This is a genomic window from Paenibacillus sp. NEAU-GSW1 (assembly GCF_009737085.1).
In the GTDB taxonomy this organism is placed as follows: domain Bacteria; phylum Bacillota; class Bacilli; order Paenibacillales; family Paenibacillaceae; genus Pristimantibacillus.
In genome coordinates, this window is sequence record NZ_WOVL01000007.1 from 76,520 (window position 1) to 91,158 (window position 14,639).

The 14,639-nt window shown below is 51.1% G+C and carries 17 protein-coding genes; 16 read left to right on the forward strand and 1 reads right to left on the reverse strand.

Features of this window, described 5'->3' with window-relative positions:
- The first annotated feature begins 11 nt into the window (after positions 1-11).
- The 13 genes from GOM71_RS06780 to tlp all read left to right on the forward strand — a co-directional run bounded on the left by GOM71_RS06780 (position 12) and on the right by tlp (position 11,584).
- Positions 12-575, forward strand: coding sequence for a hypothetical protein (locus tag GOM71_RS06780; RefSeq protein WP_156279120.1), 564 nt, complete (start codon positions 12-14; stop codon positions 573-575).
- Between the two features lie 31 nt (positions 576-606).
- Complete coding sequence (locus GOM71_RS06785; protein ID WP_156279122.1) at positions 607-786, forward strand: hypothetical protein; 180 nt, start codon at positions 607-609, stop codon at positions 784-786.
- Positions 787-835: 49 nt separating this feature from the next.
- On the forward strand, positions 836-1,144 hold the full coding sequence (locus GOM71_RS06790) for a hypothetical protein (RefSeq protein ID WP_367649503.1): 309 nt from the start codon (positions 836-838) through the stop codon (positions 1,142-1,144).
- 115 nt (positions 1,145-1,259) lie between these two features.
- A complete protein-coding gene (locus GOM71_RS06795) occupies positions 1,260-1,751 on the forward strand; it encodes a DinB family protein (RefSeq protein ID WP_156279124.1) in 492 nt (163 codons plus the stop codon).
- A gap of 252 nt (positions 1,752-2,003) precedes the next feature.
- Positions 2,004-2,900, forward strand: coding sequence for a polysaccharide deacetylase family protein (locus GOM71_RS06800; protein ID WP_216651715.1), 897 nt, complete (start codon positions 2,004-2,006; stop codon positions 2,898-2,900).
- A gap of 30 nt (positions 2,901-2,930) precedes the next feature.
- Positions 2,931-4,355: a VCBS repeat-containing protein gene (locus tag GOM71_RS06805; protein WP_156279131.1), complete on the forward strand. Its 1,425-nt coding sequence runs from the start codon at positions 2,931-2,933 to the stop codon at positions 4,353-4,355.
- Between the two features lie 28 nt (positions 4,356-4,383).
- Positions 4,384-5,160 (forward strand): response regulator transcription factor, encoded by a 777-nt coding sequence (locus GOM71_RS06810; protein WP_156279133.1) that lies wholly within the window; start codon positions 4,384-4,386, stop codon positions 5,158-5,160.
- Entirely contained in the window at positions 5,157-6,563 is a 1,407-nt protein-coding gene (locus GOM71_RS06815) for a sensor histidine kinase (RefSeq protein ID WP_173275305.1), read from the forward strand. Before GOM71_RS06810 ends, GOM71_RS06815 begins: the two co-directional genes overlap by 4 nt.
- Before the next feature lie 309 nt (positions 6,564-6,872).
- Positions 6,873-7,697, forward strand: coding sequence for an alpha/beta hydrolase (locus tag GOM71_RS06820; RefSeq protein ID WP_156279137.1), 825 nt, complete (start codon positions 6,873-6,875; stop codon positions 7,695-7,697).
- A 131-nt stretch (positions 7,698-7,828) separates the two neighbouring features.
- Complete coding sequence (locus tag GOM71_RS06825; RefSeq protein ID WP_156279139.1) at positions 7,829-8,986, forward strand: DUF3048 domain-containing protein; 1,158 nt, start codon at positions 7,829-7,831, stop codon at positions 8,984-8,986.
- Positions 8,987-9,250: 264 nt separating this feature from the next.
- Positions 9,251-9,862: a DUF47 domain-containing protein gene (locus GOM71_RS06830; protein WP_156279141.1), complete on the forward strand. Its 612-nt coding sequence runs from the start codon at positions 9,251-9,253 to the stop codon at positions 9,860-9,862.
- A gap of 29 nt (positions 9,863-9,891) precedes the next feature.
- Positions 9,892-10,887, forward strand: a complete 996-nt coding sequence (locus tag GOM71_RS06835) for an inorganic phosphate transporter (protein ID WP_156279143.1) — start codon at positions 9,892-9,894, stop codon at positions 10,885-10,887.
- A 487-nt stretch (positions 10,888-11,374) separates the two neighbouring features.
- Complete coding sequence (tlp, locus tag GOM71_RS06840) at positions 11,375-11,584, forward strand: small acid-soluble spore protein Tlp (protein ID WP_156279145.1); 210 nt, start codon at positions 11,375-11,377, stop codon at positions 11,582-11,584.
- 57 nt (positions 11,585-11,641) lie between these two features.
- Here the strand turns inward: tlp and GOM71_RS06845 are convergent, their stop codons facing one another.
- The gene (locus GOM71_RS06845; RefSeq protein WP_156279147.1) at positions 11,642-12,166 is read right to left on the reverse strand and encodes a hypothetical protein; all 525 of its coding nucleotides are present in this window, start codon (positions 12,164-12,166) and stop codon (positions 11,642-11,644) included.
- Between the two features lie 219 nt (positions 12,167-12,385).
- On the opposite strand from GOM71_RS06845, the gene GOM71_RS06850 reads away from it, so the two are divergent.
- The 3 genes from GOM71_RS06850 to GOM71_RS06860 are packed head-to-tail and all read left to right on the forward strand — an operon-like array spanning position 12,386 to position 14,418.
- Entirely contained in the window at positions 12,386-12,676 is a 291-nt protein-coding gene (locus GOM71_RS06850) for a YerC/YecD family TrpR-related protein (protein WP_042167158.1), read from the forward strand.
- 4 nt (positions 12,677-12,680) lie between these two features.
- On the forward strand, positions 12,681-13,487 hold the full coding sequence (locus GOM71_RS06855) for a sirohydrochlorin chelatase (RefSeq protein ID WP_156279149.1): 807 nt from the start codon (positions 12,681-12,683) through the stop codon (positions 13,485-13,487).
- A 22-nt stretch (positions 13,488-13,509) separates the two neighbouring features.
- The gene (locus GOM71_RS06860; RefSeq protein ID WP_173275331.1) at positions 13,510-14,418 is read left to right on the forward strand and encodes a diacylglycerol kinase; all 909 of its coding nucleotides are present in this window, start codon (positions 13,510-13,512) and stop codon (positions 14,416-14,418) included.
- Positions 14,419-14,639: the final 221 nt, after the last annotated feature.

A 14,639-nucleotide genomic window follows, 5' to 3' on the forward strand; every position in this document is an offset into this window, starting at 1 on the left:
GATCCGAATCTATGACTCTATTCTATTACATTGCTGCAAACCGGGAGCTGCCGCTTGGCGCATTTGGGCAAAACAAAACGGTAATGACGGTGATGGAGTACATCACGAATGTCAACCCTGCGGCTAAAGAGCAAATGAACATGCAATTTTTGCTGCAGAAGTATCCAAAGGGCGACGTGCTGATGGATATATACGAAACAGAGGAGGATGCAGCCGGCATTTACGTATCGGGACCTGTTGTCGAGCGGCCGGACTCGCGGTTGTTCCATAACCGGCATGTGTACCAAGCTGACCCCAATGGCGGCTCTTATTGCATGACCGATGGGTTGAAGCAATCCCGCCCTGCCAGCTATGTGACCGGAAAAAAGTGCGTGACCACATTATTCGGCTACTTATCACGTAATATGGAAGCAGGCGATACGTTCGAGCTTTATGGCTGCTGGGCAGATAATCGAGGACGTTTTTCCGAAAAGCCCCTTCAAGAGCTTACGCTGGAAATCAATCTATCGGATTTGATCGCGCTGCAAGAGTTCGAGTGGAAGGACCGGCAATTTATCCGAGTGACGAAGAACTAATAATTTATCCATAAAGTGAAGGCGGGATCGTATGAAGCAAGGCTTGATCTTAGATGATGAAGCGCGTACATTTAAACCTGATGGAGAGGTTCATGTATGGGGCTTTCAAGCGACAAGCACGAACTCCATATATACGTTAGATTTTTCGCCGGAATCGTTAAGCAAGCTGGAGTATGCAATTATGTTCACCTTGCGGTTTGAAGAAGATTGAATCCGCTTCGGCGATCATGCAAGAAGCGAAGCAGAATGGAGGAACAGAAGTGGCACAACGCTATCGATTGACTCGAGCATTACAGCAAAGTGGGGACGCAGGTCTGATCATTACGTTAGAGGAATGCAAGCAATATTTTGCCTCGAAACCGGATTTTACGTATACCAATGTGTTCACGGTTACGGGGGCGACCACAATGTCTATAGAGGGCGATTTTTTTATGTGGAGCTTAGAAGATAAGCAAATTCCGTTCCGGCATTACGAGGGCGATTTATACGTATCCGGAGCGAATCCGGCCGTTATTCCGAAGTTGATCGAGGTGGCGAGCGAGCTTGTAGCTGACGTGGTCGAAGAATAAGGCAAGACTGCACCGGTCGGTCAGATGACCGTCATTTGATTAATGAGGTCCGCCGATTTAAACTTGTAAGGACAGTTGCGGCTGTTTCGAATTCGAACATATTGGAGGCTTACACATGTATCAGACCATCAACAGCTTTATAGAAGATTACAGCCGAGAATTGACAACGACAGCCAAGGTGCTGGAAGCGCTGACCGATGCTTCGCTAGCGCAAGAAGTTGCGCCGGGCTTTCGTACGTTAGGCTTTTTGGCGTGGCACGTTGCGTTAAGCGCCGGGATGCTGAGAGAGACAGGCTTGAAGTTCCAAGGGCCGCCTTCGGAACGCCCTGATTCGGCTCCTGCGATTGTACAAGCCTACCGCTCTACCGCGCAATCGGTTATGGATGCGGTAAAAGCAGAGCTGACGGATGAGAAGATGCAAGAGTCCGTTACAGCTTTGGGAAGACCGTGGACTTACGGTTCGTTGCTCGCAATGTATGTTAAGCATGAAATTCATCACCGCGGCCAGCTGACGATTCTGATGCGCCAAGCGGGACTTGCCGTGCCTGGCGTATACGGTCCATCGAAGGAAGAATGGGCGCAGATGGGCATGAACGCTCCTCAATAAATCGTTAAATCCAGTTTTGCTGAAAGCTGCGGAGACGGCATGGAAGACGCCGATCCCGCAGCTTTTTTTTGTTCGCAATAAAAATCTCAAAGGATGCCTTTTCCGATTCAGCTTACGCTGCAAGGTGTAACTAATTTGTAACTCCCTCTCTCTCTTAATCCGATACTATGAATCTATCAACGGGAGAGCAGAAGGGTGATTGGGATGGAAAGAAAACGGAATAGTCGTCGTCGGTCGGCAGCAGCAGCGTTTATGTTACTTGCTTTAAGCTTATGGATGAGCGGGTGCAGCGCAGGCAGTCCGCTAAGCATGTTATCTGCAACACAGTCTGAGAAAGTCGTTCATGCAGGCGGTATGCAAAACGAGGACAGCGGGGACCCGGAGCAGGCGGTACAGGTCGATTACCCGCGCCCGCCGGAGCCGAGCAGCTCTGCGAAACCGGCAGTCAAGCAGCCAGGCGACAATATCCAACCATCCCCCACAACGAAACCAAACTCGAATAAGACGGGCTCTGCCACGGAAAAGCCAAAGTCAAATGCTTCATCGGAAGAAACGGAGAAGCCGGACAAGCAGGAGAAGAAGCTCGTCGCGCTTACGTTTGACGACGGACCGGACAGTCGTTATACGACGGCTATTTTGGACATATTGAAGGAAAAAGGTGTCAAAGCGACATTTTTCGTCGTCGGACAACAGGTAGAGAAGGAACCGGAGACGTTGAAGCGAATTGTAGACGAAGGGCATGCGGTCGGCAATCATACGATGAACCACAAGCAATTGCCGAAGCTGACCGATAAGCAAATGAAGCAGGAAATCGAGAGCGCGGACAAGCTGATCGAGAAGGTGATCGGATATAAACCGACCATGGTTCGAGCGCCTTACGGAGCGGTGTCCGATGCGCTGAAAAAGTATATGAAGTCTGAGAATCGGCAGCTTGTCGGCTGGAACGTCGACACGCGGGATTGGGCGGGCACCTCGGTGTCCGACATGAGGTCGATGATCAAGGAAAAAGCAAAGCCAGGCGCTATTATATTGATGCACTCCTTCGGAAGCAAAAATATTAAGCACACAGTGGAAATGCTCCCTGGCGCCATTGACGATCTGAAAAAAATGGGCTATACATTCGTCACGGCCGACCAGCTGGTTTCCTAGGCGAGCATTTGATGTCAGGAGGATTCCTTTTTGATCATAGGTAAGCTGTTCAAGGCGGCGCTAACGGCCGCCTTTCTATGTATGTTTGCGGCAGGCTGCAGTTTTACGGCAGCGCCTGCCGAGTTGTTGACAAAGCCGAAATTGACAGATGAGAGGCAAGCCTTAATGAAAGCGGTGGATGAGGCAAGGCCGCAGTATTCCAAGCTTACGCTGCCGCTTAAGGATGACGGGCAAGGCGCAGTGCGGCAGGTCGATTTGAACGGAGACGGAAGCCCCGAAGCCATTGTCACGTTATTTAACGAATATAGCGTGCCGGAATTGATGGTATTCCGAAAAATATCCGGAAGCTGGCGGTCCTGGTTCATCGTGGAGCAACCGATGGCGAGGCAAATCGACTGGATTAAAATTGACGATTTTGACGGGAATGGCAAGGCGGAGCTGGCGGTCGGCTGGGTCGGCTCGTTCGAAAGTCCGAACCTTGCTGAGTTTTATTCGTTTCAGACGAAGCCGATACGCAATGAGGAAGGCAAGCTCGTGCTGCAGCCAATCGAGTCGATGCCGTACTTGATTGCGGAAACCGGAGATGTAAATGCCGACGGCAAGCTGGATATTGCCATTATCGAGACGGATGCCGCCAATCCGGATGTTGTGCTGCCAAGCTATACGTTAAAGGTTTACGATTGGCGGGACAGAGGTTTGTCTCTTTTGCAGCAAACAAAGCTGTTCGAAGGCGTTAACATGTATGACCGGATGTTAATCGGGCGCGTTTCTAAGCAGAACACCGGTATTGTAGTCGAAGCCTCCACGGGCGCGCATGCGATGTATACCGGCATGTATGCATGGGTTAATGGCGGCTTAAAGCAAGTGTATCCGCAAGTAAAGCTGATTGCGGCGCCGTCGGAGTCCGGCATTTCGGAGAGGCCTTCTTTAAGCGGGGATATTGACGGCGACGGCATTATTGAGCTGGTGAATCCGGTTGCGGCTCCCGGCTCCAATGATCTTTCATATGCCGAGACGTATTGGATCAATATATGGGAACAGTGGGACGGCGGAGAACGATTCGTTAACGTAATGGAAGAATACAGCGATTACAGCTATCGGGTGCAGCTGACGATACCGGAGCAATGGAAGAATCACTATACGATAAGCGCACCGTCCAGCTCAGACTCCTATGCGATCGCGAATATCGAATACTGGAACGGGCAAAAGGAATACAAAGCGCCGTTTGCCGTCATTTACGCTGTACCGCTGCAGAAGCGGGAGCAAACCGAATCGGCATGGAAAGAGCAAAGCAAAGGTTACGTAGCGTTGGCAGCAGATAACGGCGTACTTTATGCGTTGTCCTATCGGAATCCTCCTGTCACGCTGGCGAAGGACGATCTGGATTTGTTCAACTCGATGCAACTGGAAGATGAAGAAATAAGCGTACTGTTTCATCGGATTGAAGATCAATAATGAAAGGAAGGGCAGGTGAACGGCAGCGATGCGAATATTGTTGCTAGAGGATGAAGAAGCGATCCGCGGATTTGTCCGCATCAACTTGAAGCGAAATGATATGGATGTAACAGAGGCGGACAATGGCGAGACGGCGATTGAACTTGCGGATAGCGAAGGGCCCTTCGATATTGCGCTGCTGGATGTCATGCTGCCGACCATTAGCGGATTTGAAGTATGCGAGGCGCTCCGCCGCAAGTATCCGGCAATGGGTATCATTATGCTGACAGCCAAATCGCAAGAAGAGGATAAAATATACGGTTTGGAGCTCGGCGCGGACGATTATGTCCAGAAGCCGTTCAGTCCTGGAGAGCTGATGGCGCGAATCAAATCGCTATATCGGCGGATGAAGCCGCACACGAGCGGAGAAGCGGCGGCGAAAAGGGCAGCTGTCGATGCTGTCGACGTATCGGTCAGCACTTCGCTGGCGGCGCCGTCGGAACAAGAACAGGATCAGGAGCTGCGCCGGGGACGATTCCGGCTTACTTACTCCGACCGGAAGCTGTGGAAAGACGATAAGGAGATTGTATTGACTCCGACCGAATGGACATTAGTTCGGCTGCTAATGGAGCGTCCGGGCAAAAATGTAAGCCGGGACGACATTTTGACCGAGGTATGGGGACGATATTATGTCGGGGATTTGAAAGTAGTGGACGTCAACATTCGCCGAATCCGGCAAAAAATTGAGGACAACGCGTCACAGCCGGCCTTTATTGAAACGGTATGGGGACTTGGCTATCGCTGGAATCGGAGCGCAGGCGCATGAGCAGCTTAAAAACGAGAATTGTATGGAGCTATCTGCTGCTGATCGTTCTTGTCGTTTGTGTGCTGGGAGGTCTTTTTCTCACTTTAATCTGGAACTACTATTACGGCAGCGCGCAAAGCTCGGTCAAACAACGGGCGCTCTACGCGCTGACGCAGCATAGCCGGTCGTTGTCCTCATTGAAGGTGCACGACCAAGCGGACTATATGCTGCAATACATGGCTGAGAGCGATGTCCGCCTGCAGCTGCTCGACAGCAACGGCAAGGTTGCCGTCGACTCCGACGGCTTCGCCGAAGAGATCAGCTATGCCACGCCTGATGTGAAGGCGGCTATGGACGGGGCGAACGGAAGCTGGCAGGGCGAGGATCCGTTTTTTAATGAGCGGGTCACGTCGGTGACGATTCCGATCTACAACGAGGCGAGAGTCGTCTCGATGCTCCGTTATTCAGCCTCCGTCGAGCGAATTGACGCGATGGTGCGAAAGCTGACGCAGATGACCGCGGCTACGGGTGCTGCCGTAATCTTGCTGTTCCTTGGCCTCAGCCTATGGATGACGCAGCGGATCGTCCGGCCGATTCAGGAGCTGACGAGGGCGGCAAGGTATATGGCTGACGGCGACTGGACTCGGCGCGCGGTAAAGCGCAGTAATGATGAGATTGGCCAGTTGGCGGAAACATTTAATGTCATGGTCGTAGAATTGAATAAACGCGAGAAGCTGAAAAACGATTTTATTTCGTCCATCTCGCATGAGCTTCGGACGCCGCTGACGTCGATTAAAGGGTGGAGCGAAACGTTAAAAGGCAGCGAGTCGGCAGGCGATGAAGAAACCGCTCTCGGCTTGAACATTATTAGCAGGGAGACGGATCGGCTGACGGGTCTCGTCGAGGATTTGCTGGACTTCTCGAAGTTGTCGGCAGGCAGCATTGAGCTTCATCCAGAGCTGCTGGACTTAAATGGTCCGGTAAAAGAGATGGTGCATCAGCTGGCTGTGCGCGAGGAGCAGACCGGGGTCAAAATGTTCGCAACGCTCTGGAAGAGCCCGATTCTGATTCGTGGCGACGCGAATCGGCTTAAGCAAGTCATTATTAATTTAGTCGATAACGCCTTTAAATTTACGCCAAGCGGGGGGACGATTCGGATTGCGACGACCGTCAATCCGGAAGGTGAAAACCGCTGCGCAATATTGACTGTGGCCGATACGGGAGGCGGCATTTCGCTGGAGGATCTGCCGCATGTGACGGAAAAGTTTTATAAAGCGAATACCGGGCATGGGGGGAGCGGGCTCGGCCTTGCGATATGTAAAGAAATTGCCGAGCTCCACGGAGGTACGCTGGCGATTGACAGCGAGCGCGGAGCCGGCACTATTGTAACGATGACATTGCCAATTCAGACGGAAATAGGCTAGTTGGGCTGCTATTCCTTATAGAATAGCAGATCCCGGTTCGCCAGCACATACACGACGGCAATCAGCGCGCCGATCACGAGCATGACGGCAAGCCAATGCTCCGTCAGCCATTGGATCCATTGGGGCATGAGAGTCCACTCCTTGTTTGACAGGATCAAATCTTTGGCTATAGTATGTCCAATGCATCCAAAAATGTTAAGGCTCAATGTTGACAGCCAACGCATAGCGATGATATTATGAATTTATTAAATCATAGTATTCGGGTAGGAATTATATAATTTCTGATCTGGGCATGCGGAGGGCGTCATTATGGAAAAACAGCTCGTACTGCGCCATAACGGACTGGAGCTGGCGGCAACGCTTCATTATCCGGCAGAAGGCGGCACGCAAGAAGACAATAATAAGAAACAAGCCATTATTATTTGCCATGGCTTTGTCGGCAGCCGTATCGGCGTTGACAGGCTGTTTGTGAAAGCGGCGCGAGCGCTGGCGGCGCAAGGTTCTTATGTGCTCCGCTTCGACTATGGCGGTTGCGGCGAGAGCAACGGCGATTATGGGGCGCTTGGCTTCGAGAGCATGGTCGACCAGACGAGAACCGCGATTGATTATATTTCCGGCATTGATCATGTCGATCCGCAGCGCATCGTGCTGCTCGGCCATAGCCTTGGAGGAGCGGTCTCGCTGATGACTTCCGTGCGTGACCGGCGAGTGAAGCGGCTTATATTATGGTCCCCGGTTGCGTATCCGTTTAATGATATCGTGCGCATTGTCGGCCGTGCGGGCTATGACGAGGCTGTGCAGCAAGGCAATACGGATTATTCCGGATTCACGCTGCAGCCGGTCTTTTTCGAGTCGCTGCTGCAGCATCAGCCGTTTCAATCGGCGCCGAAGTTCGGCGGGGAAGTGTTGCTCGTACACGGTACAAGCGACGAATTGATTCCGGTTGACTACAGCTTCTTATATCAGAAGGTGTTCTGGACGCGCAGCGAAGGCTTGTGCGATAAAGAAATTATTTTTCAGGCGAACCATACGTATTCGACGCGCAAGCATCAGGAAGAGGCGATTCGGGTAACGTCGGACTGGCTGGCCGGTCTCGACCGCCAGCAGCAGGAATGGCATCATTGGAGCATATAATCAATAATCACGGCAGCGCGACAGCGCTGTCGTTTTTTATTCGCTCTATCGGACAAGACAATTTTTTCTAAATGTGATTAAATAATAGCATAGCAACGCTGGATCACATTATGAATAAGGCGGGGGAGCATATGGACAGAACAGTTTCTCACGACGGTTTACCAGAACAATTAAGTCAAGGGCGAGATCGAAATCGGTATGGCCGTATACGTAAAATTACGCTTGGCGCGGTGCTCTCAGCTGCTATGCTGCTTGCGGCATGCTCGCAGGGCAATGGGAATGCGCCGTCATCATCGCCGGAAGCGTCGCCGGTAACAGCGCCTGCGGAAGCTCCAACAGCAGAAGCTGCGCCGCAACTGGCCTATAAAGCTCCTCTGACCGGAATCGGCAGCAATGTGGAAGAAGTAGCCCGTCCGATAGCAGTCATGATTAACAATTTGAAGCCGGCTCGGCCTCAGTCGGGACTGACCAACGCGGATGTCGTTTGGGAAGTGCTCGCAGAGGGAGGCATCACAAGGCTGATCGCGATATTTCAAAGCACGGACAAGCTGACCGATTCGATCGGGCCAATTCGCAGTATTCGCCCTTATCTTATTGACATCGGCGAGAGCTACGGCGCGGTGCTTGCGCATGCGGGCGGCAGCAACGACGCTTATGCTATATTGCAGAAGCAGAAGAAGCCATATTTGGACGAAATCTCAAATGCGGGATCGTATTTTTGGCGGAGCAAGGAGCGGAAGGCGCCGCATAATTTATATTCAAGCCTGGAGAAGCTGCGGGCGGGAGCGGATAAACGTGGATATATGCAGGACGGAACGGTTCCGGTCGCCTCTTATTCCTTTTTAAAGGATGGCGGCTTTGAAGCAGTTGCAGCGATGGCTGATGCTGGGACCGGCGCATCCCATATTGATATTAGCTTCTCATTGAAAAACTATAAGGTATCATACGATTATGATGAAGCGTCCGGCCTGTATAAGCGTTCGATTGATGACGAGCCCCATGTCGATTTGAATAACGGAGAGCAGCTGAAAGCCGCCAATATCGTTGTTCTTGGAGCGAAGCATCGGACATTGGATGATGCGGGAAGGCTTGCCGTTGACATGGAATCGGGCGGAAAAGCATTGCTGTTCATGCAGGGGAAAACCATCGTATGCGATTGGGTTCGAGGCAGCGACAAGATGATTCGTTTATCGCGTAACGGCGTCGAAGTGCCGTTCACGCCAGGCGTTACCTTTTTCCACGTCGTTCCGAATTCGCCGACTTTTGAAGAACATGTAATCTACGGGTAAAAAACGGACGGTAAGGAAACACTCTTTAACAGACAAGGAGTGTGTCCATTATCGGTTGTTTGTAACGATAAGTTTGAAACACGCTCCTTGCAGGGGCGTGTTTTTATGTATAAGGAGAAAGTAAGGATGAAAAAAACGAAAAATATTTAAAAGTTTTCATAAATCCTTTACATTCCCTTAACAATTCTAAAGTAAACTATGATAAGATAATTTGGGCTCATTACCAATGATGCCCTAACATCCAGCCAGGTAAAGGGGATTACAATGTTTAAGAAAAAGGATATTTTCTTTAAAACGTTTGAAGAAATGGCAGACACACTCGTAGAAGCGGTACAATACTTTTCCAATGGCGTCTCTGACCTGTCGGATGTTACAGCTTTCGCTAAAAAAATGAAGGAATTCGAAAGCAAGTGCGACCAGTACGTGCACAAGATGTTGAAGGAATTGAACAAAACGTTCATTACCCCGATTGAACGGGAAGATATAATGGCGCTTACTACGTCCCTGGATGACGTGCTTGACGGAATTGAAGCATGCGCTTCGCGTTTTGAAATGTACAACATTCAGGAGAAGGACGAATACATAACGCTGTTCGGCGATATTTTGCTTCGTTCGGCGAATCAAATTAAGAAAGCGATCTACCTGCTGACAGATAAAAAATTGCTGGCGATCCGCGAGCCGAACATTGCGATAAACGAGCTGGAAAACCAGGCGGACGATCTGCTTCGCGTTGCGATCAAGAGCTTGTTTACGAACGTGAAAGATCCGATTGAACTGATTAAACGGAAAGAAATCTACGAAATGCTGGAGCAGACGACCGACTACTGCGAGGACGTAGCCAACACGCTGGAATCGATCATTATGCGCAACAGCTAAAAGTCAGTAGAGAGTAGGAGTCAATTCAAATGGATTTTATCGTTCTTTGTATCGTCGTCGTTCTGGCGCTGGGATTTGACTTTATTAACGGCTTTCATGATACGGCAAACGCCATCGCGACGACCGTGTCCACGCGCGCTCTTAAGCCGAGGGTAGCGATTGTGCTTGCCGCGTGTATGAACTTTATCGGCGCGATAACATTCACTGGCGTTGCCAAAACGATCGGAAGCGGCGTTGCTAACCCTGCCGAACTGTCGAATGGCGTTGAGATCGTAATCGCGACACTAATATCAGCTATCGTATGGAACTTGGTCACTTGGTGGTTCGGCATTCCTTCCTCGTCGTCCCATGCATTGATCGGCTCTCTGACAGGTGCCGTTATTGCGGGCGCCGGAGTTGGCGTCATCAACAGCGACGGCTTGGTTGATATGGTGAAGGCGCTCTTGCTTTCGCCGCTTATCGCTTTTGCTATGGGTTACATTATTATGACGATTTTGAAATTCGTTTTTGCCCGGACGAGTCCGCATCAAGTAAACAAAGGCTTCCGGTTCGGTCAAATTTTGACCGCCGCTTTCCAATCGTTCTCCCACGGCACGAACGATGCGCAGAAAGCGATGGGTATCATTACATTCGCACTCGTTGCAGCCGGCATCCAGGATCATATGGAAGTTCCGTTGTGGGTTAAGCTTTCCGCAGCGGTTGCGATGGCGCTTGGTACTTCCGTCGGCGGCTGGAAAATTATCAAAACGATGGGTACGAAAATTTTCAAGATCGAACCGATCAACGGCTTTGCCGCAGATATCGGCTCGGCTGGCGTTATTCTTACAGCAACGATGCTTCATTTGCCGGTAAGTACGACTCACGTTATCACATCGTCCATTCTCGGTGTCGGCAGTGCCAAGCGTTTCGCCAGCGTTCGCTGGGGTGTTGCAGGTCGTATTGTCGTTGCCTGGTTCATTACGATTCCGATAACGGTCATTATGGCATACATCGTGTTCTGGTTGATCGACAAGATTTTCTATTAAGATATAAGAAGACGGCGCATAGTTCTGCGCCGTCTTTGTTGTTATTAGATGCAATCGCTCTCCGCCTTTGTGGAGATGGGTGCCAAGGTACAAATGTACCTTGCACACGTCGAAGTCGCATCAGATTGAGCGTCTAATGTACAAAAGTACCTTAGACTTGGAGTAATCGCACACTGCGTCGGCTAATATAGCAATCTAAGGTACAAATGTACCTTGCACACGTCGTAGTCACAACAGATTGAGCGTCTAAGGTACAAATGTACCTTAGACTTGGAGTAATCGCACACTGCACCGGTCGAAATAGCAATCTAAGGTACAAATGTACCTTGCACACGTCGAAGTCGCATCAGATTGAGCGTCTAATGTACAAAAGTACCTTAGACCCTTAATCTAACCCTTGTTTGTCTTGCATAGATACTGGTTTTTCGAGCCATCTTATATAAGGTTGTGAACCAAACATATCCGTAACTTTGGGGTGAAGATGACGATGGCTAAACCGGATAACCGCGAGGATAACGCGCAGCATCTCCAGTCGCATATTGAGCACACGAAGGCCAATTTGCAGGAGGCAGAAGATTACCTCGACGAGCATGCTGAGGAGATCTCAGCAGTTGAGCGTCAAGCAATCGAAAAGAAAAATCAAAACCGCAAGCAAAGCATCAACGAGTTTGCGGCGGAAATCGCAGACGAGACTTAGGCAATAATGAAGCTCGTAAAAAAACAGCCGGTCGGATATCCCGATCGGCTGTTTTACTTATGCCTTTGGCTTTGCCGTTTTGCGCTTGCGGCGTCCGCTCGGAGAGCCCGAAGCAGACTTCCGGCGTTTGCGGCGGCGCTTCGGAACAACAGTTTCAACTTCGTCATCGGAGTCAGACGACTTTTTGAAGGAGCCCATGAGCACCTTCACCATTGGCGCCATTTGCGACACGGTAGATACGACCTTCTGCACCTTGGTTACGGTAGTGAGAATGCCGTCAATGCCGCCTAGCCGGTCGACAAAGCCCTTAATGTCGCCAAGCTTTTCTAACGAGAACGGGCTCGCTTTAGATGGAGCAGCCGTCTCGACGAGCTCGGCAGCAGTTGCCGGAACGGCAACGGACAACGATTCCGACACGTCATCATCCTCCTCTTCTTCTTCGTCGCTACCTGCGCTGGAGCCTGAGGACGCGCCCTCGCTATTGTCGCGCATCGCATGGCGGCGGTGATGGCCGCCGTGTGGCGAATGCGGCGGATAGTAACTCTCTACATAACCGCCGCCATGGTCATAGCGGTAGTTCACGCGGATCACAACCCTTTTCTGATGGATTATCTGCTTAATAGCAGTTTATGGCATAGGCAAACATGCGGATTGGACGATTGTCACGGGTGGCAAATAAATTATCGGGATAACCGCCTTAGAGCTCTTCCGTCCTGTAAAGCGTCAAAACGGTGATGCTTGAAAAAACACCCTAAAAAAGATACAATGTGAGCAATAACCTAAGGAAAGTAGTGGATCGGCATGCAGCTTAAAAAGCTTAACGATAAAGCGATTGACCAACTGTTTGAGGCAGTTCTGACATTAAAATCGGTGGAAGAGTGCTACGTATTTTTTGACGATTTGTGCACGATCAATGAAATTCAGTCCTTGTCGCAGCGGCTGGAGGTTGCCCGCATGCTTGGCAAAGGCAGCACATATAATCAGATCGAAGCGGAGACGGGAGCAAGCACGGCAACGATTTCCCGCGTTAAGCGTTGTTTGAATTACGGCAATGATGGGTATAAAATGGCATTAGAGCGTTTAGGACGATAGAACGATGAAGCCGGGCGTACTTGTAATCAGTCATGGCTCGCGGGAAGAGGAATGGGTGAAGCTGGTCGATGACGCGGTTGCCGTTGCTGCGGCAGCATCCCCGCAATTCGCCGGCATTCCGGTCTATTCCTCTTTTCTCGAGATCGTCGAAGGACGATTGATCCAGGATGGCGTTAATGCGCTGGAAGCGCAAGGCGTTACGGAGCTGTTTGTACTGCCGCTGTTTCTCTCTTCGGGCAGTACGCATGTCGATGAGATCGGCCAAGCTTTCGGGCTGCCGCCGGTCGCCGATTTAGAGGGCGATTTGGGCACTTTTCAAGTCGATCGCGCCCACATTCATGTCGGGGCGCCAATAGACGACGATGAGGAAATCGCCGGATTGCTGTACGAGAATATACGGCCTTTGTCGGTCGAAGCGGGGCGCGAGACCGTTATGCTTGTCGCTCACGGCAGCAAGGAACCGGTATTCCATGAGCGTTGGCAGCTCGGTCTTGATCGGTTAGCCGAGCGGCTCCGCGTGCTTGGCGGTTTTGCGCATGCCGCGACGGCAATGCTACTGCCGGACCAAGCCGGCGAGCGGCTGAAGGAGCTGCAGCATCAGCGGCCAGATGAGGCGGTTATCGTCGTTCCGCTGTTTTTAAGCAAAGGATATTTTACGAATACCGTAATTCCGCGGCGACTGTCGGGACTTGAATATCGTTACAACGGCCAGGCGATGCTTCCGCACCCCGCGGTTGCGCGCTGGCTGGAGCGGCGAATCGGTTCATGGCTGGAGCAGCTGCGGCCAAGCGCTGACGAACGGCATTCGTAGTGGGGGCTTTGAAAAAATGGTAATGAAACGGGCAAGACTGATATATAACCCGACATCGGGACGCGAGGAAATGAAACGGCGTCTTCCGGATATATTGCAAAAGCTGGATCAGGCGGGCATCGAGACGAGCTGTCATGCGACAACCGGCGAAGGCGATGCGACATTGGCGGCGGCGGAAGCTGCGGAACGCGGCTACGATATGATTATTGCGGCTGGCGGCGACGGTACGTTGTATGAGGTCATTAACGGGCTGGCTGAGAAGCCGAACCTGCCGCCGCTTGGCATTTTGCCGCTCGGAACGACGAACGATTTCGCCCGGGCTATGGGTATTCCGCGCCATTGGGAGTATGCGTGCGATTTGATTATTCAGCAATATACGCGGCCAATTGACGTCGGGAAAGCGAACAATCGCTATTTCATCAATATTGCCGGCGGCGGCTCTTTGACGGAGCTGACCTACGATGTGCCGAGCAGGCTGAAGACGATGATCGGGCAGTTGGCCTATTATATGAAGGGAATGGAGAAAATGACCCGTTTGCGTCCGACGGAGCTGAGCTTCGAGGCGAAGGGCATTGGCCATTTCCACGATGAGTTTATGCTTTTTCTCATCTGCAACAGCAATTCGGTTGGCGGGTTCGAGAAGCTCGCGCCGGAATCGAAGGTGGATGACGGGCTGTTCGACGTTATTTTGCTGAAAAAATGCAATCTTGCGGATTTCATCCGACTTGTAACGCTGGCGCTGCGCGGCGAGCATTTAAATGATCCGCAAGTGATTCATTTCCGGACGAACGAGCTGCTCGTGACGACGCCGGATTATGTGCAAATTAATCTTGACGGCGAATATGGCGGCAGATTGCCGTTTAAGTTCTCGGTGCTGCCTTCGCATTTGCAAATTTTTGTCGATGAGATGGGCGTTTCCACTTACCGATAATGAGCGGGCTTGAATAATAGATAAACCTTTGCAAGCGGACGCTGCCGGTCTCGGCGATTGGCTGCTTGCGGAGGTTTATTTCTTTTTGGAGATGGATTACACTAGAAATACAGGTTCAAAAAGTCCGGTTTTCAGCACACTAGCAATGCTTCCGAAGCTGCGTTTTTCCAAAACGCTGTAGAAGGTTGGATGAAGCTAGGGAATGAGGATCGGAGCGTAGT

Excerpts from the sequence above, each read along its gene's own strand:
- GOM71_RS06780 (WP_156279120.1), top strand. The coding sequence starts at position 12 with ATGACTCTATTCTATTACATTGCTGCAAACCGGGAGCTGCCGCTTGGC.
- GOM71_RS06835 (WP_156279143.1), top strand. The coding sequence starts at position 9,892 with ATGGATTTTATCGTTCTTTGTATCGTCGTCGTTCTGGCGCTGGGATTT.
- GOM71_RS06820 (WP_156279137.1), top strand. The coding sequence starts at position 6,873 with ATGGAAAAACAGCTCGTACTGCGCCATAACGGACTGGAGCTGGCGGCA.
- GOM71_RS06860 (WP_173275331.1), top strand. The coding sequence starts at position 13,510 with ATGAAACGGGCAAGACTGATATATAACCCGACATCGGGACGCGAGGAA.
- GOM71_RS06800 (WP_216651715.1), top strand. The coding sequence starts at position 2,004 with ATGTTACTTGCTTTAAGCTTATGGATGAGCGGGTGCAGCGCAGGCAGT.
- GOM71_RS06810 (WP_156279133.1), top strand. The coding sequence starts at position 4,384 with ATGCGAATATTGTTGCTAGAGGATGAAGAAGCGATCCGCGGATTTGTC.
- GOM71_RS06825 (WP_156279139.1), top strand. The coding sequence starts at position 7,829 with ATGGACAGAACAGTTTCTCACGACGGTTTACCAGAACAATTAAGTCAA.
- GOM71_RS06795 (WP_156279124.1), top strand. The coding sequence starts at position 1,260 with ATGTATCAGACCATCAACAGCTTTATAGAAGATTACAGCCGAGAATTG.
- GOM71_RS06855 (WP_156279149.1), top strand. The coding sequence starts at position 12,681 with ATGAAGCCGGGCGTACTTGTAATCAGTCATGGCTCGCGGGAAGAGGAA.
- GOM71_RS06785 (WP_156279122.1), top strand. The coding sequence starts at position 607 with ATGAAGCAAGGCTTGATCTTAGATGATGAAGCGCGTACATTTAAACCT.
- tlp (WP_156279145.1), top strand. The coding sequence starts at position 11,375 with ATGGCTAAACCGGATAACCGCGAGGATAACGCGCAGCATCTCCAGTCG.
- GOM71_RS06830 (WP_156279141.1), top strand. The coding sequence starts at position 9,251 with ATGTTTAAGAAAAAGGATATTTTCTTTAAAACGTTTGAAGAAATGGCA.
- GOM71_RS06850 (WP_042167158.1), top strand. The coding sequence starts at position 12,386 with ATGCAGCTTAAAAAGCTTAACGATAAAGCGATTGACCAACTGTTTGAG.
- GOM71_RS06815 (WP_173275305.1), top strand. The coding sequence starts at position 5,157 with ATGAGCAGCTTAAAAACGAGAATTGTATGGAGCTATCTGCTGCTGATC.